The following is a 21,693-nucleotide window of genomic DNA, read 5'->3' on the forward strand; positions in this document are numbered from 1 at the left end:
CCTCGGGCGTGACCGTTAAGCCACGTTGAAGCAGTATGCATTTAAAAGGCCTCTGAACTAATTCAGAATGACTCTGCGGGACTTGAGGATTGCCGCTGCTTGGCACCGCTCGCCGTAAAAGAAAATTCGGCCTTAGGGGCCCTTCCGGTAAGTCTTTTAGAGCAGTTCACTTAGAGCAGTTCACTCTGTGTTGCGATTTCATTCTGAGGGCTAGATATCCTTGCGAAGCCGCACTTTCACCCGAACCACTCAGAACGCTAGAGACATCCCGGAACTGTTTAGGGGCTCTTAAAACAGCGGGCGTATCAACTCAATTCCTTTTCTTTTTAGCGGTATCCATTTTCCCGGCACTCAATCACTCTATACTCGACTACCTGGTCAAAGATGCTCTTCCGGCGTAAAAATCATCAAAACCGAGCCGTGCCAACCGCCTCCATTTGAGACCAAATGCCCTAAATAATGGATAGTAGGAAACTCTATTTTGCTAAATGTGCCTAATGTGGAAAAGATCCATCTCTGATTGGAGGTATTTCATGCCCTTCGGAGCTTTCAGCCTTTATACTTGTCCTAAGCTATAGGTCGCTAAGCCATAAAGGCTGGTCGCCTATGAAGTAGGACGTATAAAGAGACTCCCTATGCTTACCAATCGGATCGCCGCTCTATTTTCCGGCTTCTTGGTCATTGGCCTGCTTTCCACAACCGCTCTGGCAGAGACCGAGCCTCTGGCACCTGAAAAGGACCAGGGCAGTACTGCCAGGGAGATTGTCGGCAAGCTAGAAATGCTGCACTACAACAAAATCAAGGTCGGAGACGAAATGTCGGAAGACCTTTGGGACGAGTACATTGATGCTCTAGATCCCACCAAAAGCTACTTCCTCGCCTCAGACATCAATGAGTTCCGCGAGTGGCAAACCAAGCTGGATGACCAGTTACGCGCTGGCGATGTCAAAGCAGGCTTTGAGATTTATAACCGTTTCCGCCTGCGTATGGGCGATCGGTTGGACAATATCCTATCCCAGCTCGAAAAAGGCTTGCCCGCTTTCGATTTCGATCGCGATGAATCCCTCGAACTCGACCGTGAGGAGAGTCAGTGGCCTACCTCCATCAGTGATGCCGATGATCTTTGGCGTAAGCGCCTGAAGAGCAGCGTCTTAAACCTGAGGCTCACAGGTAAAGAGGATGAGGATATTCGCGATTTGCTGGAACGCCGCTATAAAGGTCAAAAGAAGCGCCTTGAGCAGCAAAACAGCAATGACGTATTCGAGCTCTATATGAACTCATTGACTCGCCTCTATGATCCCCACAGCAACTATCTGTCCCCACGCTCCCTGGAAAACTTCAACATGAGCATGTCGTTGTCTCTGGAGGGCATCGGTGCCGTGCTGCAAGGGGATGAGGAATACACCAAGGTTGCCCGATTGGTAGCGGGTGGTCCTGCTGACCGCACCGGTAAGATCAAGCCTAACGACAAGATTGTAGGGGTCGGCCAGGATAAAGATGGTGAAATGGTCGATGTCGTCGGCTGGCGGCTGGATGACGTGGTGGATCTAATCCGCGGTAAGGCCGGCACCTTCGTGCGCCTGGAAACTATTCCCACCGGCGGCGACGGCACGCACAAGACCATCCTGATCAAGCGCAGTAAAGTGAAGCTAGAAGATCAGGCTGCCAAGAAGGCCGTATTCGAATTTTCAGATGGTAAGAAGAGCTACAAGATCGGTGTAATCAACTTGCCGACCTTCTATATAGACTTTGACGCCTACCGTCGCCGCGACCCCAATTACAAGAGTACTACCCGCGATGTGGCTAGATTGCTCAGCGAACTGAAAGAGGAAAAGGTAGACGGTATCATTCTGGATCTACGCAACAATGGCGGCGGCTCCCTACAGGAAGCCACCATGTTGACCGACCTGTTTATCGATCAGGGTCCAGTAGTCCAAATCCGCCACGCTAATGAGCAGATTTCACGGCACAACCGCTCCCGCTCTCGCGCAATGTATCGCGGCCCGCTGATGGTATTGATTAACCGCCTCTCGGCATCAGCTTCCGAGATCTTCGCCGGCGCCATCCAGGACTACAACCGCGGCTTGGTTGTTGGCAATCAATCTTTTGGTAAAGGCACCGTGCAAACTATGGCGCCCCTGAAAGAAGGCCAGTTAAAAATTACCCAGTCCAAGTTCTACCGCGTATCTGGTGATAGCACCCAGCACGCGGGCGTGAAACCCGATATCCCCATGCCGCAACTTATTGATGCGGAGAGTGTTGGTGAAAGCGCTTACGATACCGCCCTGCCCTGGGACCGTATCCACGCCGTACCACACGCCAAGTACTTTAATCTGAAGACTCTGATTCCTAATCTGCTCACTAAGCACAATAAGCGCACAGCATCAGATCCGGACTTCATATTCCTGCGCGATCAATTCAAGTTTGAGAGCGAACGCGCCGACAGAAAGCATCTCTCCCTTAATGAGGTAATGCGAGAGCAAGAACGTGAAAACGTGAACCAGCGCCTGCTCTCCATGGAGAACCGCCGTCGCGAAGCAAAAGGGCTTGAACCCTACAAGGATTTCGAGGCTTATGAAGAGAGTGAGTCTGAAGAAGTGGCAACTATTGGTGGCCCTGTGGAAATCAAATTGGAAAAAGATCCAATCTTGAACGAAGCGGGCTATATAATGGCGGACTTTATTGGACTGGCTGACAAAGCCAGCAAGGCACCGCCGCAAGTCGCCAATTTCTAAAGATGTGATGCCCTTTGGGTGTGCCAGGCACACCCATGCGCACAGTAAACAATTAGGTCGGGCTTGCCCGACCTTTTTCATTTGGGGGAAGAAATGAAAGTCGTTTCCTTTAACGTCAACAGTATTCGCACTCGCCTGCACCAAATGCAGGCTCTGGTAGATAGCCATCAACCCGATATCATTGGTCTTCAGGAAACCAAGGTTACCGATGAAGACTTTCCTGTAGATGCCATTCGCGACCTGGGTTACGAGCTAATCTATTTTGGCCAAAAAACACACTACGGTGTTGCCCTGCTCTCACGCCTACCATTTATCGATCGCGAATATGGCTTTCCTACCGACGACGATAACGCCCAGCGCCGTATGGTCATGGGAAAGTTCGATATTGGCGGCAGTAAACCTCTCACCGTCATCAACGGCTACTTTCCCCAGGGCGAGAATCGTGAACACCCAGTAAAATTCCCGGCAAAGCAAAAGTACTACGCTGACCTCGATACCTATCTACAAACCACCTGCGATCCCGAAGCCCCGGTGCTGGTTATTGGCGACATGAACATCTCTCCGAGTGATCAAGATATCGGTATCGGCGAGCCCAATCGCAAGCGCTGGCTGCGCGACGGCAAGTGCAGCTTCCTTCCAGAAGAGCGCGAATGGCTGCAGAAAATTGAGGCCTGGGGCTTGGCGGATACTTTCCGTGCGATGAATCCTGATACAGATGATGTATTTAGCTGGTTTGACTATCGCAGTAAGGGTTTTGACCGCGAGCCCAAGCGTGGGCTGCGGATCGACTTGATTATGGCTACAAGCCCTCTGATGGAACATTGTGTGGCCACAGGGGTCGATTATGATATACGCGCTATGGAGCGCCCCTCAGACCATGCGCCGGTCTGGGCAGAGTTCAAGCTCTAAACATTTATAGTGAATAACCGGGACCTGCTCCCGGTTTTTTTGGTCCTTTGAATATTCGTTTTTCCATATATAATGCGGACTAAGTCGGACGGTATACCGTTCGGGAGCAATTTATGAAGAGGCAGATTTTGTTTGTCTGCTCGGGGAATTCGGCTCGTTCATTAATAGCTGAGGCTTTACTGCGTAACTATGGGGGAGAGTTCTTCGAGGTTTCAAGTGCAGGGACAGACCCCACCCCGGTGGACGTTCGTGCCATCAAGGCTCTCCAACGTTTTGGTATCCCGATCAAAGGGCTCTTTTCCAAGAGTTTACAAGAAGTAGCTGACCGGGATTTTGATTTAGTCATTACCTTATGTGATAAAAGCCACAATGAATATGTGCCTGCCGCTGGGCACGGAAAATTGATCTCATGGAATTTTGAAGACCCTGCCAGTCGGCATTGCTTCAAACCCTTTTACACAACGGTGTTGGAACTGAGTACCCGCATCAAACTTTTTGTACTGGTGTATAACAAGGCCGCTAAAGCGGCATAAACAAGATTTGGGGTAAGCCTTGAACCCAGTTCAGTTCTACAAGTGCCTGGCAGACGATACCCGCCTGCGTACGCTTCTACTGATCGCCCACGAGGGAGAACTTTGCGTGTGCGAGCTCACTGCTGCTATGGGTTTGAGTCAACCCAAAATATCTCGGCACTTAGCCCTACTCCGCGGCGCTGATTTATTGCGGGACCGCCGCCAGGGACAGTGGATCTTTTACCGCATCAACCCTGAACTGGGCAACTGGGCCAAATCGATCCTTCAAGACACTTTGCAGGCAAATCAGCACTTTATTGCCGAAGATCTTCGCAACTTGATCCTAATGGGAGATAGGCCCCAAAGAGCTAGCCTATGCTGCTAAGTCACGGCAGTAGGTATTTTGCTGGCAAGTAATATCACTAAGTCGCTGAAAAAATTTACCTGGACATATGCGATTTTTCATATGTTCAGATTACTCAGGAGTTACAACATGGCTATCAAAGTCGGAATCAATGGATTTGGTCGTATCGGTCGGCTTGTGCTGCGCGCAGCCTGGGACTGGCCAGAATTGGAGTTTGTGCAAATCAATGACCCCGCTGGAGATGCTTCCACCCTTGCGCATTTACTGAATTTTGATTCGGTACACGGGCGTTGGCAGCATTATGCAGAAGCTAAGGACAACACAATTACGGTTGCTGGCCAGGAAATAAGTTGTAACCATAATCTCGCCATTGCCGACACAGACTGGAGTGCTTGCGACCTAGTTATTGAAGCCTCTGGGAAAATGAAGACTAGCGCGCAATTGGAGGGCTATTTAAAGCAGGGGGTAAAGCGTGTACTGGTTTCGGCCCCCGTCAAAGAAGACGGGGTCCCAAATATTGTTTTGGGGGTGAATCAGCATATTTATGATCCAGCCAAGCATCAAATTGTTACTGCAGCCTCCTGCACCACGAACTGTTTGGCCCCGGTGGTAAAAGTGATACATGAAAAACTGGGCATCAAGCATGGCTCTATCACTACTATCCACGATATCACTAATACCCAGACAATCCTTGATGCGCCCCATTCAGATCTGCGCCGCGCAAGGGCCTGTGGAGCCAGTCTGATACCCACTACTACCGGCTCAGCCACAGCAATCACCGCCATCTTCCCGGAGTTGACTGGCAAGCTAAACGGCCATGCCGTACGAGTCCCGCTGGCCAATGCCTCCCTGACGGATTGTGTTTTCGAAGTAGAACGGGAAACAACTGTGGATGAAGTTAATAACCTACTGAAAACCGCAGCAGAGGGCGAGCTGAAAAATATTCTCGGTTATGAGGAACGTCCTCTGGTATCTGTGGATTACAAAACCGACCCACGTTCCAGCATTGTTGATGCACTGTCCACCATGGTGGTCAATGGCACTCAAGTGAAAATTTATACCTGGTATGACAACGAGTGGGGCTATGCCAACCGTACTGCAGAGCTGGCTCGCCTGATTGGATAAGCCAATGTCTTAGATCCCACCAATAAAAAACTGATAAATACCCGCGGGGCTGGCCTGATCTTCAGGCCAGGAGCCCCTAGTAGTTAGAGCCAAAACCCATGCAGTTTTTCTCCACCCTTTCGCCCTCGGTACGCCAATATTTATTGGTGACTGGTAACTATTGGTCTTTTACTCTAACCGATGGCGCACTGCGCATGCTGGTGCTTCTGCATTTCCATACCCTCGGGTACACCCCTCTCGAAATAGCCCTACTGTTTCTTTTCTATGAGTTTTTTGGAGTGGTCACCAATTTGGTGGGCGGATGGCTCGGTGCCCGGCTAGGCCTTAATCGCACCATGAATATTGGTCTGATATTACAGGTTTGTGCTTTAGCTCTGTTATTGGTCCCTTCTACCTATCTCAGTGTGCCTTTGGTTATGGCCGCTCAGGGAATATCTGGCATAGCCAAAGACCTAAACAAGATGAGCGCGAAAAGCTCAATCAAGCTTTTACTACCTGACGACAATACCCAAGGAACTCTTTATCGCTGGATTGCACTACTGACTGGCTCCAAGAATGCCCTGAAAGGCATTGGGTTCTTTATGGGCGGAGGCCTATTGGCATTACTGGAATTTCGTGGGGCTATATTCGCAATGGCAGTCGCTCTCGCCTCAGTACTGCTATTGAGTAAGAAATTTTTACGAAAAGACTTGGGTAAAGCAAAGGTGAAAGCCCGCTTTCAAGATGTATTTTCTAAGAGTCGCCCGGTGAATATCCTTGCGGCTGCAAGACTGTTCCTATTTGCATCTCGTGATGTTTGGTTTGTAATCGCCCTGCCCGTTTTCCTGGCGAGCCAATTCGACTGGGGCCACTGGCAAGTCGGTGCATTCCTAGCCTGCTGGATCATCGGTTATGGCGCAGCACAAGCCTTTGCCCCAAGGATCACTGGAAGTTTTTCTTCGGCACTGCCTGATGGGCGAACCGCCCTATTGTGGGGCTGCGCATTAACTCTGATACCTGCGCTGATTGCCTTCTCACTCTATATCGGCTTCCACTCTCAACTCAGCATTTTGTTGGGCCTCATGGTATTCGCTGTGTTATTTGCAGTGAACTCTTCTGTGCACAGCTACTTGATCGTCGCTTATGCCAGAGAAGATGGCGTTTCTATGGATGTGGGGTTTTACTACATGGCAAACGCTCTGGGCCGCCTTACCGGAACTATGTTGTCGGGCTGGATTTTCCAGATTGCCGGTTTACAAGCTTGCCTGCTGGTATCCACGTGCTTGCTGTTTTTGGCAACCTTCATTTCGCTTGCATTGCCAAAACACAACGAAGAAGACAACCCGATGATCAATGCAGTAACTTAATCAGATAGCTGATTAGAGGCTTTCAATTGAAAGTATGAACAATGGTTCCACCCTCGCTATGGGGTGGAATTCCCCGGGGGGATCACAGCCAACCAACAACAAGAGAGCTCCGGACCACAATATCCAAGATAAACGACTACACATAAGCTACCACTTAGGACCCGCAGTAAACGACCATACCGGTTATTACCCAGACTCCAAACTATCAGGCCATCTCTATGGATGGGTACATTGTTATGGGCAGAAGATTAGAAAACCGAGCGCCAAACTTCTATGCCAAATTGGCATCAAATTCTGCCAATACACCTGGGTAAAATCTTGACGGGGTTATATATGCAAATTACTCAGTACAATAAACATTCAGGTTTCCTTAGAAGGATCTCCAAAATTTATATAAACATCAATTGCGGGAACGGCACTGAAATCTGGCGCCAATACTAGTCTCAAAACTCTGTCAGGTGCGGAGAACTTTTTAGCTCAATAGCGCTTACATAGGTATGAAAGACCAAGGTTATCAGCCCCCTGTAACTTTCAGATACTGGACTTAATCGCCAGTAAAGCCTTTTATATCTTTGAGGATGCGATTAGGTAAAGTAATTTCCTCACTAGAGTCATAAATAAAACCTTAATGCAGGCACAACTGATTTTCAAAAATACATTCCTGGTCTCTGCAACATTATCAAGGGTCAAACAGAGCACTCCGGCTTTATGGTTTTCGACCAACGAACACATAGTAGAGCCATTTAAATCACGGGCAAGGTAAATGACTTTATAAGAGTACTTGTTTCACTGATTACCCGTAGTCATCCTAATCAGTGTACGGTCTTTCTTTATAAAGTGATGATAAAGGGCTGCCAAGAAGTGTCCCAAAATAAGTAACCAGATAAGCCATTCACCCAGCACTTCCTTATGAATGAAATCGATAGGTTCCTCGAACTGTTTGAAGGTCAAGCCCATTTTATTCTGAACAAGGTGGGCAAAAAGGGAAGTGTCAGCAAACTGAGGGATTTCAAACAGGAAAAAGTACTCAGTATTCACCCCAGTTCCTAGGTATCCGGTTAATGGTGCTAGTATCATGACTACATATAACAGAAAATGGCCTGTATGCGCGGCAAAGTGCTCTAGCCTGGAGCCAGGTTCCAGTTTCGGAGTGGGGTTAGTCAAACGCCAAAATATCCGTAACAGTACAAAAGCACCAATCGTTATGCCAATAGACAAGTGCAGCTGTAAGGCAATCCAGTTTGCTGGGGTATCCTCTTCAGTAAACCATTGGAGGTAATAGACACTGACGTAAGATCCTAGAATTAAGAATGCTATTATCCAATGAAGCCACTTAGCAACTGCCCCATATTCATAGATAGTATTTCGGGCGCCCATAGAATGCCTTCTTTATAAATTGTGCAGCCTAAAACACTATAACCCTAAAGCTGGCCAGGGGCCTTATAATACAGCTTCAATCATGAATACTTAGGGGGGTGTGGGCGCCTTTTCTCTGCCCCCCTATAGATCACAGCACTTTGAGTAGAGGATTTCGATTCATAAAAACCTAAAGAATTAAATTGCGTAAAAAATCATATTGATGCCTGCAGTGACTTTCTTATTCCTGCAAAAAAGAACAATACGCCTATTGTTTGAACCATATGATAAAGACTATTGTGGTTAAACGTCCAAATAAACGTAAACTCCAGAGCCGTTCTGACTTGCAATACCACAGCTAGGAGAGAAATAAACCCGCCAACAACCATATACCAAGCCCCAGGTAAACGCCCCCTAACCCCCATCCATGTATAACCAATAACAACAGGAATCATCACTAACGCTTGATAACCCACAAATACTATGAAACCATCAATTCTAGATACTGCAATGAAATAAAATATCAGGCCAATTAAAAATATGTAGGGCAATAATTTTCTCGATATTCGCTCACCGGCAAGATCACCAATAATAGCGAGTGTAAACGACACCAGAAAAAGACCGAGGAAAAAAAATAAAATATGCCACATGAATATTCTTTCAGGCCCGGCAATCTGAAAGCCATGAATTACCGAACCCAATAGGCCAACGATAAACATCACCCCAAAGAAACAAATCCAGCAATTTCTCTTCCAGCCGGACTTGAATTCCGGTCTAATAAAATAAAGAAATATAAACAACGCCAATACAGCCAATACCAAGTCTGTTATTGCCGAAACTTGTTCAGTAGGTACATCTGTTAATTTAAGCACCTATTTCACATCCCTTCAACGCAGCATATTTATATGGAAAATATCACTCAATATCGCATCACCTATTAAACCGTAAAAGCCACCCATAACAGCAATGGCAACACTAGCCGACACCGAACGACCAGCCTCATTACAACCAATACCAAAGCGCCAGGGTTAAATTAATCATCATCATGATAAAGTCCATAATAAATATAAACTTCATCACACCTTTCACTTTCCAAGGCCCACCCCCTTTTCGGTTCTTTAGCGCGACTGGCAAGTTATAAATAAACTGAGAACCATGTGTAACAGAAAAAACAAAAAGCAATATAGATCTTTGAATATCCCCAGAAAAGGAGGCGTGATTAACCAATAAAAGAATACTCATTAGCGCCAATGAAAAATTAAACCCGCCTAGAAATTTACCTGACTCAGCCAGTATTCCAAAGACAGGGGTATCCCTATGCTCTCTAGGAACAACCAGCTTGGCAAAAATCTTTCCCCGCAAGGAGAAAACATTGAAACCCATTAAAAACCAAATAGTATTTAGCACTAAAACCAGCTCAAAGATCACGTCACTCTCCAAATTTATTATAATAATTACTTGTGATTACATACGGTTATATACAGTACAGCGTCATCTATTTAGAACCATGTAAAGATGTTTTTTCAGGAGTTACTTAATACAGGCCAGCGCTCCACGATCTCCCCTTTGTCATACACAGCTATATCCCCAAACTGAAGAAATACAGACTCACTTTGAGTTGGTCGCAGGAAAACCCAGTCATCCTCTTGTAGGACAACCTGATTGGAAGCATTGAGCATTTCCTGATTTGTAGAGCGTCCATAAATAGGATTGATCGAAAGACCTTCTGGAGATTCGGGCAGCGCCTTCCAATACCCCCCAGAGATAAAGAATGTCTGCTCGCGATTTGGGTTTAACCAGCGCATCGTACCCGTTAGTTTCTCCAAACCAGGAATTTGTGTCTGCGGTAACTTCTTCAATACTGGGCTGGCGATAAATGCAGCCGCCTTGTGATCACTGAGAGTGGGGATATCAAAATCTATAGGTTTAACAAGACAGGAACCTGCCGACAGCTCATTACAGGGTGCACTATCTGAGCGTGATTTATAAAGCTGGTAAGTCGGGCTGCCGGCGCCATTCAACGTCAACCTTTTAGGATACTGGTCACCCAACAATTGTTTAGCTTGCTCAAGCCTCTGAGTATAAATCTCCAAACCGCGATCAATGGCCTTCTCTGGGCCACCTAAAATACCCGGCATCTTAGCCGCATGGGCGTCATAGCCCATAAATCCCGACAGAGTAAGCAGTGGTTCTGCCTTAATAATATTGAGCATTTCAGTAAGGTCACGAGCATCGCTGACTCCACCGCGGTGCAACCCCACATCCAACTCGATATTGATTTGTAACCTTTGCTCAAGGCTACCGGCTAGTGCCGCATACTGTTGTAGCCGCCGAGGGCTATCAATCAGCCACTGAAGTTGTGTTCTAGGGTCAAATCCACTGGTTGTTGGGCGGCTATAAAAGCTCTTGGCCGCAGCAATCGGAAGAGGCTTACCCAGCAAAATATCTGCCTGTGGTTGTGACTGCGCCAACTGTTGCAAAAAAGGTAGATGGAAAACCATATACCGCTGCGTACCAGTCTGTTTGGCAACCGCCTCCAGTAACCCCAGAGCTGGTAACGATTTGGCAACAACTCGATAGTCAAAGTGCCCATTTAGATGCCCAGAAAGTACAGTCGCATTGGCTCTCAGGCGGTTTAAATCCACTACCATTGTGGGACCAGAGAAACCTGCGGAATCCAGAGCCTTAGAGAGACTTTGAAAATAGTTAGTGTGCCCCCCCTTCCCCAAAGCTTTAGGCCTTAACAAAGGAAATGCGGCCGCAACCCCCAATGCCGCTCCGCCCAGTAAAAATTTTCTCCGCGTTTTCTGCACAGCTCGCTCCCCTAGTCTCTCTTCAGCCCTGAGATGAATAAGGGCCCTATCAACCAATTAGTTTTTTCAGGTACGGGTTTAAAAATTTTCCTTTAGGGTCAAGTTCACGTCTTACCTCAAGAAAATCCTGCCAGCGGGGGTACAAACCAGCCAGGTCCTGCCGATGCAAGGTATTAAGTTTCCCCCAGTGCGGTCTGCCACCATGCTTGCGCATAATGGGTTCCAGTGCCTTAAAAAGGGGCTGGTAATCCTCCTCAAAGTAACGGTGTACCGCAATAGATACGGAATCCTGCTGGTAGAAGGGGCTCAACCAAATATCATCCCCCTTTACAAAGCGCACTTCGATAGGAAAGAACACATTAAGATTGTTCTCTTCGATTGTACGGCGTAGCTCCTCAAAAGCGGCCAGTCCGGCTTCCCTGGGAAGGTGGTATTCCATCTCATTGAAGCGAACATTTCGCTCACTGGCGTAGTTTCGCCAAGAGGACTCCACAACCACCTCCTTTTCAATATCCTCCATTGCAGACTGTAAGGCGTATTTCCGTAATCTGGGCGACCAGCCAAGCCAGTCTCGAACAGTTTTAAGGGTCATTACAGCTTCGTTAGTATCTTCACGCGCGGTGGTAAAGATCTCTTCATCGGTTAATTGGTGCGTATCAGCCATACACATTCCGGAGAAAGGAATATAGTAAAACTCGAAATTGCGATTTGACTCCGCCAGTGTCTCCGCCTGCTCAAGCACCTCCCCCATGGGAGCCACCCAGGATTCTCGCCGAAGTTTGTAACTGGACTGGTTCTGCATACGCACCTTGGTCACTAACCCCAGACTACCCAAGGAAACTTTGGCTGCTATGAAAGTCTCTGGGTTTTGCTCTGCATCGCACCACAGAGTGCTGCCATCTGCCGTAACTAGCTCCAATCCCGTTACATAGCTGGACATACAACCTAAACCGGCCCCAGTGCCATGAGTGGCAGTGGCCAGGCATCCGCCGAGAGTTTGCTCATCAATATCCGGCTGATTAATCAAGGCTTGACCAATATCTTCAAGCGGCTGGCCAAGATCGGCTATACGTGTACCCGCGTAAATCGTAGCCTGGGTGGTTTCGCTACTATGATCGGCCACACCGCTAATGCGCCCGAGCGAGAGAATGGTGTCATCGGTGGGCACCAAGGCCGTGAAGGAGTGCCCAGCCCCCACAGCTCTAACAGTACCTCTAGCATCAGCTACACGTTGCTGTAGTTCGGCGATTGTCTTTGGTGCCAGACGTTCACTGGGCAGGCAGTCTTGCGAACCAGACCAGTTGCGCCAGCGGATACCCTTACGCTTTACTGGGTCACTCGCCTGTACCAAGGTGCGTGCCATAGAGGAGATTGGAGTAGCAGCGATAGCTGTAGAACCAGCGGCAATAGTTGTAATAAAGCGGCGACGTGACTGCTGCATAATCCCTTACTCCGCAGAGGCCATAAAGGCAATTAACTGTTCAAACTGCTCCGGTGAGCACTCGAAACAAAGACCCAGTGGCGGCATCCCCTGGAAACCATTAATCGCGTTTTCAACCAATACATCCATTCCCTTGTCGAGACGCGGTTCCCAGCCGGCAATGTCCCCAGTGAGTGGCGCAGCGCTGACCCCAGTGCTGTGACAGCTGCGACAGGTTCGCTGATAGATTTCAGCAATTTCTGGATCAGCGGGCGCCAAAGTCAGCGCTTGTTGGGCTAAGGCCAAACGGTTTTTAGGGCTACTGTCGCTGGATTCCGAGCAACCACTCGTCAGTAAAGCCACAATAAGGGGGGCGCAGAAGAGCCTAAGGCTCCGGTGAGGTCCTACCAGTTCCATGTATGTACACCTACTACATTATTGTTAATATTTCCCAGGCTCTGGAGCCTGAGGTGGGCGTTGTGTACTTAAACTGCAACCATTGTTAATCAGGCTGGCAGCTAAGACAACAAGCGGAACTGCTCAGTCTATTATTGATTTTAAAATTTACTAATCCTGTATCCACTCATATCACCAATCCTTTATTATTCCGGCAATTGCTTTCTAGTACGCTTGCCCAACCTTTTATTTTGGCCATAGCCCGTTAAAGCTCTTTCTATCTTACTTATTGATGAAATGACAATTAGTATCTATTACTGAAGTCTTTTATCCGTCCGGTAGGCGCCAAATAAAATCGCTTAAATATTGCTAGTAATATTTGTCAATTAAGGAGGCCTCATAATTAATTAAAAATCGTTCCCCTTATCACGCACAACCAAAAGACCGATATCCGAGATACACCATTGATAGAACAATAAAATCGGACAATTTAAATAACGGATAACAATAAATGAAAAACAAACTATTAAGATCAGCTCTTATCGTAGGAAGCCTGGGCCTAAGCGCTTCTGCTTCAGCAATAACTTTGTCAGAAATATGGGATATTCTGGTTAGTTCCAGCACTCAGGTAGGTTTTACCGGCACTGTGGGCAATCAAGCCTATAGCAGGCCGGGAAGCTTGGCTGGGCAAAGTGGCCAAATTAGAGTAATGGCAGCCAACATAAAGGGCTTTCCTGAAGGTTTACAGGGTATTTCTGATGGCCAGGCATCTCTATTTTCATCCACCTATATTGCTGGGCAGGCCTACGATATTGTCGGACTCCAGGAAAACTGGGTCAGAAATTACGCGGTGATGTCTCCCCTTAGCCAAACAGAATATCCTTATCGAAGTGATCATTTCCAGGGCGGGGTCTTCAGTTTTGGCGATGGTTTAAGCACTATCAGCAAACACCCTATTAATGGAAGGCAGCTGCATGTTGAGTATTCAAGCTGTAAGGGTACCTACTCAGACTTCATCGCAAACGGCTCAAGTCCCGATTGTGAGACGGAAAAAGGCTTCACCTTCACTGAAGTTCAGCTAGCCAAGGACCTAAAAGTACACTTTTACAATACTCACATGGACACCAGTAACGGCCAGGAGAAAACAGGCCAGTTCAACCAGCTCAAACATTTTATTCAACAAAATTCGGCCGGATATCCAGTGATTGTAATGGGTGACTTTAATGCATGGATTGACAACGGCGGCTGGCAGCCAGGACCTAATCAGTCGGAGTTGGGGCGCTGGGCTTCCGAGTTGGGCTTAACCTGGTCCTGTAGCCAGGTAAGTTATGCCGCAGGTAATACGAATATTAACGATGTAAAGGGCCCCTGTAAGGGTGTTGACCATATTGCTTTTCGCGGCAACTCGCAAATTAGCTTCTTTACCAACCGGTATGATGAAGTCCACCAGAGCATCAGTGATCACAACCCCATTACGGCAACATTAAGTTGGACCAATCACGCTGCCGCCTATTCATCCACTTATGCGAGGGCACATACAGCCTCCCTGCTTAATACCCACCACAACACACGCATTCAGGCTGTCTACGGTGGTAACGATGAGGCAAAAAATATGCCTGCTGCGGCTGCAGAATGGGAGACTTTTACTCTTGCGCTGGAGCAAAAAGGGAACACCCAGCAGTGGGTGGATCACCGCTGTATTCAGAGTGGTGACACGGTTTCACTGCGCGCCCATAACGGTCATTACTTACGTGCCACTCCACATAACAACCATAATGTCGATGTAAGAGCCAGTGTGCTTTTAGGCTGGGAGAAATTTGTCCTTTACAACCATTCCAACGGATGGGCCTGTTTGAATCAAAATGACAAAATCACTTTGAAAACAGCCCACGGAAAATATGTGATGGCGGACGCAAATCGTAACCTGTCCGCTTCAGATAATCAGTTAGCCTGGGAGTTCTTCAAGGTTGAGCTTGGGAGATAGCATGTCTTCAATTACTTCCAAACAGTTGCTTTTGCGCTCACATGCTCAAGGAGAAGTAGCTCTAAACTAATGTCCAGTTTTTAGGAGCAATTCGGGCTTGGACGGGCACTTTAATTGTCAAAAGAGCTCGAATTGCATTATTTAGAATCTACCATCCTTAAGCCGGTGTTTAGGAAAACTCCTTCACTCAATGAGCGATGGATGCTAGTTTCCCTTATCTCGTGGAGGCTAACACCACAATAAAACCACTAGATTAATTATCGATCGACCATCTTCAATGATCTTCCACCCAAAACTTTGTTAAGTACGGCAGCTAAGCGCACACCACCTTGCTGTAGACGCATTTCTAAGGAATCCCTGCAGCGCAAGAAGTACTTTTCCCCCAATTGAGTTTCATTGGTATATGCCAGTTTATGAGCCAACTGATGGGACTCCTTTGCCCAGTCTATTGCATCTGTAGACTGCCAAAGCTGGCTCTGGACTGCACCAATTTTTTCTGTCTGTTCTTTTGCATAACCCTGCCAATCGGTAACCACTCTTGAGACAAGATGGATATCCCAAAGAGCGTGTAAATTGGTCTCCTCTCCATAAAAGTGCACGAATACATCGTTGCCACCACGATCCGAATAAAGACCTGTGTGTAGCGGCTGATGAAGATCCCCTACAAAGTGCGCAATAAACATTAAGGCCTCGGCACGCTCTGTCCCTGACCGGGTGCGATCTGCAAGAACTTCTTCAAACTGCTGAATGGCTTTGACAATACATCCTGTTGGAGGGCAATCCCTCTCCGCGTCATAGCGGTTCCAGTCCCGAGATAGATTGATATAGTGCATGGGCGCTGCCCAATTATATTGCTCGTTGGAACGAATACGATCCGCCCAGGTGGCTGACTCTGCCAGATGTGGTTCCCCAACCTCATCAAGTAACAATTCAACTTCTGCGGCTACATTAGGTGCCAAATAATGCCAAGCGATTTCTCCAACCACTCTATGGCCATCATCTCCCCAAGCATGGGTTTTTAGGGTGCTGAGCAGCCCAACCAATAGAATATTTATACAAATTATTTTTTTTAGGTTAATCATCTCAATCATCCACTGCAGAAATTTGCGGCAAGCTTAATAAACACTTGTGACAAATTGGTATGCATCAATGCCATCTCACGAACCTGTTACAAAATTGCAACAAATCGTTAACCAGCCCTTCAATTTCACCCGCTAAAAAGCACTCTGGCCGAGACCTGGGGATGAGTCTCGGGAGCCGTTTACAACCAGTTCTCTCAAAGCCACGCTGTTGGCCCACTTAAAGACCAGGATCTAGTTATGAAACCTTCTATCTTCCGGCGCATGTGCTTATCCGCCGCGATTATCTCCGCGATTGGTTCAACACATATCTCTTACGCTCAGGAAACTGCCGCAGCCATTCGCGGCTCTATTACTGGTAGCGCAGGCGAAGCCATCAGCGATGCAAAAATTACTGTAGTGCACACGCCATCCAATAGTCGGCGAGTGGCCGAGGTAGGAGAATCAGGACAGTTTAATCTCAGTGGTTTGCGTGTGGGTGGCCCTTATATCGTCAAAATTGAAACCGAACAGGGGGATCGTACCTTTGAAGATATTTATCTCTCAGTAGGCGATACCCTGCCCCTGGTGGTATCCCTCGACACAAGTAACCTTGAGGAAGTCAGCGTGCTTGGACAAGCTATCACTACTTCCCGACTAGCGGTAGGCCCGGCATCTCACTTCAATAGCGATGACCTAGCCAGTGCACCCGCAGTAAACCGCGATATCAAGGACTTGCTACGTCTGGACCCACGAGTTTACATCGACGAAGCCAGTTATGACTCTATTCAATGTACTGGCGCCAACCCGCGCTTCAACAGCCTTACTGTTGACGGGGTGCGCATGAATGACAACTTTGGCTTGAATAGCAATGGCTATCCAACAGAACGCATGCCCTTCTCATACGATGCAATCGAGCAAGTTGCTGTAGAGCTGGCTCCATTCGATGTGCAGTACGGCGGATTCAGCGCCTGTAACATCAATGCAGTGACCAAGTCCGGCAGCAATGAGTGGCATGGTTCATTCTTTTATGACTATACCGATGATGGTTTCCGTGGAGATTCTCTTGAGGGTGAAGACTTCCCTGTAGCCAGCTTTGATGAGAAACGCTACAACGCTACCTTAGGTGGAGCCATTATCCAGGACAAACTGTTCTTCTTCACCGCTTACGAAAAGCTAGAAGGTGTCGCTACTTTTGACCGTGGACCAACAGGTAGTAACTCTCCCTCTGAGGTTGAGGGCGTATCTCAGGAGCAGCTGCAGGAAATCGTGCGCATCGCGAATGATGTGTACGATTATAACCCTGGCCGGCTCCCCTCAAGCCTGCCGGAAGAAGATGAGAAATTGCTGATCAAGCTAGACTGGAATATCAGCGATAATCATCGAGCCTCTCTTACCTATAACTACAACGATGGCTACTCTATTGCCGAATCCGACGACGACTACAATGAGCTAGAGCTATCCAATCATTATTATGAGCGCGGTGCCGAACTGAATTCTTATATTGTTCAGCTGTTTTCCGATTGGAGCGATATCTTTTCTACAGAAATAAAGATCGGTTATTCAGAGTTGGATAACTGGCAACTCTCTCTCGGTGGTACTGAATTTGGTGAAGTCCAGGTCACCAGTAAGGACGAAGAAGGCCTAAAGAGCGCAACGGTTTACTTGGGATCTGATGACTCCCGCCATGCCAATAAGCTGAGTTACGATAATTTGAGCATAAAACTCGCCGGGCGCTTATTGCTGGGTGAGCACAATCTCACCGCCGGCTACGAACATGAAAGTTTCGATGTATTTAACCTGTTTATTCAGGAAGCACAGGGGGAGTACCGGTTTGCTAGTATCGAAGATTTTGAAAATGGCGTTGCCAGCAAAATTATCTATGAAAATGCTGCCATCACCAATAATCCCTTGGATGCTGCAGCAGAGTTTGCTTATGACATCGATACTTTCTACCTGCAGGATGAATACACTTTTGCCGAAGTTGATCTCACAGTCGTAGCAGGCTTGCGCTATGACCGCTACAGCAGCAACGATAGGCCGGTGAAGAATCTGGATATCACAGAAACGTACGGTTTCAGTAACCAGCATAATATGGATGGCATAGACCTTTTACAGCCACGTCTCGGTCTCAACTGGAATGTCAATGATAGCCTGGAGCTACACGGTGGCCTGGGCCTATATTCTGGTGGCAATCCCAACGTTTGGATTTCCAACAATTATTCCAACAACGGGGTATTGCAGATAGAAACCACCGATAGTAGTGGAACCCCGCTCTTCGATATGGACTGGACTGGCAGTGGCCGCCCCATCTATGACATACCGCAAAATCTATATGACCAGGTTGCCAATGGAGAAGGTAGATCTGGTGGCGTCAATCTAATGGATCCGGATTTCGAAATCCCTTCAGTTTGGAAGTATGCCATCGGCGCTAGTTACGAGTTTGAATCCGGCTATTTGCTTTCTGCTGACTACCTCTATAGCGACTATAAAGATGCTGCCATTGTCCGCGATATATCCCTGCAACAAGTAGATACTGCTGTGGATGGGCGCCCAATTTATGAAAGCGCCAATGGTCGTAGCGGAGACTTTATGCTCACTAACGTAAAAGGAGATTCCGGTTTTTCCAGCGTTCTATCCCTGGGTCTAAGCAAATCCTTCGACTTTGGTCTCAATGTAGCCTTGGGCTATGCCTACACAGAAGCCGAGGATGTGAATCCAATGACCAGTTCTGTGGCTTGGTCTAACTACACCAAAATTGCAACTGTCGATGCTGAGAACCCGGGGGCCGCTACCTCCAACTATGTGGTACCCCACCGCTTCACTCTCAAAATGGACTACGCTCACGAGTTTTTTGCAGGCTATGAAACGCGCTTTACCTTGTTTGGCAGTGCAAATGAAGGGCTACCCTATAGCTATACCTTTGGCGGCGGCTTATTTGGCGATGTAGGCTCCGGCCGCAGCCTACTGTACATACCAACCGGTAGCGATGACGCAAATGTAGTATTTGCTGAAGACTTCGATACTGAAGCCTTTTTCGCTTTTGTTGATTCTGAAGATCTTGATCGCGGTCAGATTATGGAGCGAAATGAAATCCATAGTGATTGGTGGACCAAGTTCGACCTACGTATTGACCAGGAATTACCCGGTTGGCGCGCGGATGACAGGATCAACGCCTACTTTATCGTAGAAAATCTGGGGAACTTGATTAACGATGATTGGGGCGTGATGTATGAAGGAGATTTCCCGCGCTATCAGGCCGCTGTAGAGGCTGATATCGATGATCAAGGCCGCTACGTTTTCAATAAATTCTTAGAGCCATCAGGCCAGACACGGGTTGCTGAACCGTCTTATTGGAGCGCTCGTATAGGCGTTCGCTACGAATTCTAACCATAAGAAAGCCGCGGCAATTGCCGCGGCTTTCTATTATCCAATTATTAAATAATCCTAGTTCAGCAACTCTAGGCGCTACCCAACCAACGGGCCAAGGTTTCCCGTAACAGATCCTTGCTCAGGGGCTTGGTTAGATAATCATCCATTCCTGCCGCTAAACAACGCCCTTCGAATTGTTCTTCTGTGGTACTAGTTAAAGCAACGATTGGTAATCGATCATCAGGCCTGTGCTCTGTTTCCCATCGGCGCAGTATCTCGATTATCTCGGCACTGTGATCGGTATTTTGCTGACAATCTACCAGGGCCAGGTCGTAATGCCCCTCTGATAAACGCAGCAAGGCCTCCTCTCCATTGCTGGCGATATCTACCTGGTAACCGAGTGCCTGCAACATCTCTTCCGTTACCCACTGATGTGGACGGGAGTCCTCCACCAACAGCAGAGAATATTGCCGCGGCTGGTCGGCACCACCTTTTACTACACGCCGAGTAGTTCGCTTGGCGCCGCCAAAGATTCTCTCCACCAGAGTATCGTGCAACTCCTTACGGGTTACCGGTCGTCCCAGGTAGAGAGCTGAAGGTACGAGTCTTTGCAATTCCGCAAAAGAGGACTTTTGACCAAAGCCGCCCAGGCATATCAATGGGCAATCACGGTCCTCAGCATGAGTCTTTTCAAAGAATGGTGTAACTGATTCGAAGAGTATCTCATCGCCCATGGCGGGCACCAACATGATCAGTTGCCCTCGCTCCAAAGCCTGCTGAAGGAGCTGCTGTACTTCACACTCGCAACCTTCACACCAGCGCTGGGACTTTACGTCCATACCAAAGGAGCGCAGCATCTGCATCAAGCCGGAAATAAACAGGCCCTTTTGGTGTATCAGTAAAACCTCACTATCCTGCAAACGGCGGTCCGGGGTTAAGTAGGTACGCTGATTAGGTTCAATAGTAAATTTGACTACGACCTGGTAGCGGTTACCGTCTTGATTGGAGTGCAGTTGTAGATACCCCCCCATAGCTTCCGCCAGACCCTTGGCGATAGACAGCCCTAAACCTGTAGTTACCTGATTGGTATCCATTCTGGAAAAAGCGCCAAACAGCTCGCTCTCATCGGGCAGGATTTCACCGCGGCCGTCATCTTTCAGAGTAATATTCAACTGCCCTTCTACAGAGGTGATCGGGGTAAAACTCACTTCGCCCCAAAGCTCTCCCCGTTGGGCAATACCCGTAGCCGAGTCCACCAGATTGCGAATCAACTGAGCTGTTTTGCGATTATCGCCAGTGACCATCACCGGCAGGCTGTCATCAATCTGAAAGTTAAATTCCAAAGACTGACTATGGGCTGCTCGCGCAGCGAACTTGAAGGACTTTTCAATGGTTTTGACCAGGTTAAACGGCCCCTGGCGCATACGGATATCTTTGCGAGCAACGCGGGTAAAGAGCCCTACATTGTCCACTAGCTTAAGCTGTTGGCTGCTGGCATTTTTGGCCAGCCCCACCCACTCTTTTTGACGCTCGCTTAGCGGTTCTGCCTCCAAAAGAGATAAGGCCCCCAAGGCATCAGAAAGCTGGCTGCGGAATTCCTGACCAATATTAACAATAAATTCATTCGTCAATTCAACGGCTGCTTCAGAGTGCTTTCGTGCTGCGGCCAGGCTGCTCGCACGCTGCTGCAACTCCTGCATAGCCGACAGGCGCTCCCAATAATTCTCCGACTCTCGCCGCCCCTGGTGAGCGGTCAGCCAGATAAAGGCCAGAGTGAGCGTCCCGTAAATAGTACCGAGGATCATGCCAGAGAAAAGAGCCATCAATGCCGCTGGCAGTAGAGAAGTAACCGTAAACCAAGTGAGAAAACGGTGATAAGGCGAGAATACCGTGGTCACGCTGGAGCAAAAGATGACGGTATAGATCCACAGAAAGTGGGTCTCTGGGGCAAACCCCATATAGTAAACAAAATAGAATAAAGTCAGGCCCCACCAGATAGAGCCAAGAATCGATACAAAAAAGTAATGATTACGCCAGCGATTGGGTCCCGAACTATACAAATGACCAAAACGAAAAACGTAGTAACCGCGGATCAGCGTGAGAACCACTAACCCGGCCCCTAGAATCAGCAATAAGCGCGGAGCTTCCAGGCGCATATCACCGATGGTGGCCGCGATCAAAAATGCACAGAATGAGAGCACCATGCCTCGCCGGCTATATTTGGCGATACGCATATCGGTGGCACGGCAAATACGCCGATCCTTCTGCACCTTGAGTTCAGGGCGATCAAATAATGTCATAGC

16 protein-coding genes are annotated in these 21,693 nt (G+C 48.0%); 8 read left to right on the plus strand and 8 right to left on the minus strand.

Translation table 11 applies throughout. The annotated features are described in order from the left end of the window. Positions 1 to 635 precede the first annotated feature (635 nt). From ACJJIO_RS20350 to arsJ, 6 genes are all read left to right on the plus strand, one after another. Positions 636 to 2,735, plus strand: coding sequence for a carboxy terminal-processing peptidase (locus tag ACJJIO_RS20350; RefSeq protein WP_252085868.1), 2,100 nt, complete (start codon positions 636 to 638; stop codon positions 2,733 to 2,735). Between the two features lie 93 nt (positions 2,736 to 2,828). Next, on the plus strand, positions 2,829 to 3,644 hold the full coding sequence (xthA, locus tag ACJJIO_RS20355; RefSeq protein WP_252085867.1) for an exodeoxyribonuclease III: 816 nt from the start codon (positions 2,829 to 2,831) through the stop codon (positions 3,642 to 3,644). Positions 3,645 to 3,757: 113 nt separating this feature from the next. Then, a complete protein-coding gene (locus ACJJIO_RS20360; RefSeq protein WP_444909643.1) occupies positions 3,758 to 4,177 on the plus strand; it encodes an arsenate reductase ArsC in 420 nt (139 codons plus the stop codon). 19 nt (positions 4,178 to 4,196) lie between these two features. Next, complete coding sequence (locus tag ACJJIO_RS20365) at positions 4,197 to 4,541, plus strand: metalloregulator ArsR/SmtB family transcription factor (protein ID WP_444909644.1); 345 nt, start codon at positions 4,197 to 4,199, stop codon at positions 4,539 to 4,541. A gap of 108 nt (positions 4,542 to 4,649) precedes the next feature. Next, the gene (locus tag ACJJIO_RS20370; RefSeq protein WP_444909645.1) at positions 4,650 to 5,645 is read left to right on the plus strand and encodes an ArsJ-associated glyceraldehyde-3-phosphate dehydrogenase; all 996 of its coding nucleotides are present in this window, start codon (positions 4,650 to 4,652) and stop codon (positions 5,643 to 5,645) included. 98 nt (positions 5,646 to 5,743) lie between these two features. Further along, a complete protein-coding gene (arsJ, locus tag ACJJIO_RS20375) occupies positions 5,744 to 6,991 on the plus strand; it encodes an organoarsenical effux MFS transporter ArsJ (protein ID WP_444909646.1) in 1,248 nt (415 codons plus the stop codon). Positions 6,992 to 7,777: 786 nt separating this feature from the next. On the opposite strand, the gene ACJJIO_RS20380 is transcribed toward arsJ, so the two are convergent. From ACJJIO_RS20380 to ACJJIO_RS20405, 6 genes are all read right to left on the minus strand, one after another. Further along, positions 7,778 to 8,368, minus strand: a complete 591-nt coding sequence (locus ACJJIO_RS20380) for a cytochrome b (RefSeq protein WP_252085862.1) — start codon at positions 8,366 to 8,368, stop codon at positions 7,778 to 7,780. Positions 8,369 to 8,562: 194 nt separating this feature from the next. Then, positions 8,563 to 9,219, minus strand: a complete 657-nt coding sequence (locus tag ACJJIO_RS20385) for a DUF6962 family protein (RefSeq protein WP_444909647.1) — start codon at positions 9,217 to 9,219, stop codon at positions 8,563 to 8,565. A 130-nt stretch (positions 9,220 to 9,349) separates the two neighbouring features. Further along, entirely contained in the window at positions 9,350 to 9,775 is a 426-nt protein-coding gene (locus ACJJIO_RS20390) for a hypothetical protein (RefSeq protein ID WP_252085860.1), read from the minus strand. 95 nt (positions 9,776 to 9,870) lie between these two features. Further along, a complete protein-coding gene (locus ACJJIO_RS20395; RefSeq protein ID WP_444909648.1) occupies positions 9,871 to 11,160 on the minus strand; it encodes a DSD1 family PLP-dependent enzyme in 1,290 nt (429 codons plus the stop codon). Between the two features lie 49 nt (positions 11,161 to 11,209). Further along, positions 11,210 to 12,601 carry an FAD-linked oxidoreductase, L-gulonolactone oxidase family gene (locus tag ACJJIO_RS20400; RefSeq protein ID WP_444909649.1) on the minus strand — a complete coding sequence of 464 codons (1,392 nt, stop codon included), beginning with the start codon at positions 12,599 to 12,601 and terminating at the stop codon, positions 11,210 to 11,212. A gap of 6 nt (positions 12,602 to 12,607) precedes the next feature. After that, positions 12,608 to 12,997 carry a c-type cytochrome gene (locus ACJJIO_RS20405; RefSeq protein ID WP_252085857.1) on the minus strand — a complete coding sequence of 130 codons (390 nt, stop codon included), beginning with the start codon at positions 12,995 to 12,997 and terminating at the stop codon, positions 12,608 to 12,610. Positions 12,998 to 13,487: 490 nt separating this feature from the next. Here ACJJIO_RS20405 and ACJJIO_RS20410 point away from each other — a divergent pair, with 490 nt between their 5' ends. Then, positions 13,488 to 14,960 (plus strand): endonuclease/exonuclease/phosphatase family protein, encoded by a 1,473-nt coding sequence (locus ACJJIO_RS20410; protein WP_444909650.1) that lies wholly within the window; start codon positions 13,488 to 13,490, stop codon positions 14,958 to 14,960. A gap of 257 nt (positions 14,961 to 15,217) precedes the next feature. Here ACJJIO_RS20410 and ACJJIO_RS20415 read toward each other — a convergent pair whose 3' ends face one another. Beyond that, positions 15,218 to 16,042, minus strand: a complete 825-nt coding sequence (locus tag ACJJIO_RS20415) for a S1/P1 nuclease (RefSeq protein ID WP_444909651.1) — start codon at positions 16,040 to 16,042, stop codon at positions 15,218 to 15,220. Positions 16,043 to 16,279: 237 nt separating this feature from the next. Here ACJJIO_RS20415 and ACJJIO_RS20420 point away from each other — a divergent pair, with 237 nt between their 5' ends. Beyond that, on the plus strand, positions 16,280 to 19,408 hold the full coding sequence (locus ACJJIO_RS20420; protein WP_444909652.1) for a TonB-dependent receptor: 3,129 nt from the start codon (positions 16,280 to 16,282) through the stop codon (positions 19,406 to 19,408). Between the two features lie 71 nt (positions 19,409 to 19,479). Here the strand turns inward: ACJJIO_RS20420 and ACJJIO_RS20425 are convergent, their stop codons facing one another. Further along, a complete protein-coding gene (locus tag ACJJIO_RS20425) occupies positions 19,480 to 21,690 on the minus strand; it encodes a response regulator (protein ID WP_252085853.1) in 2,211 nt (736 codons plus the stop codon). Positions 21,691 to 21,693 lie beyond the last annotated feature (3 nt).

This window comes from Microbulbifer mixtoriginis (SeqCode) (assembly GCF_052467235.1).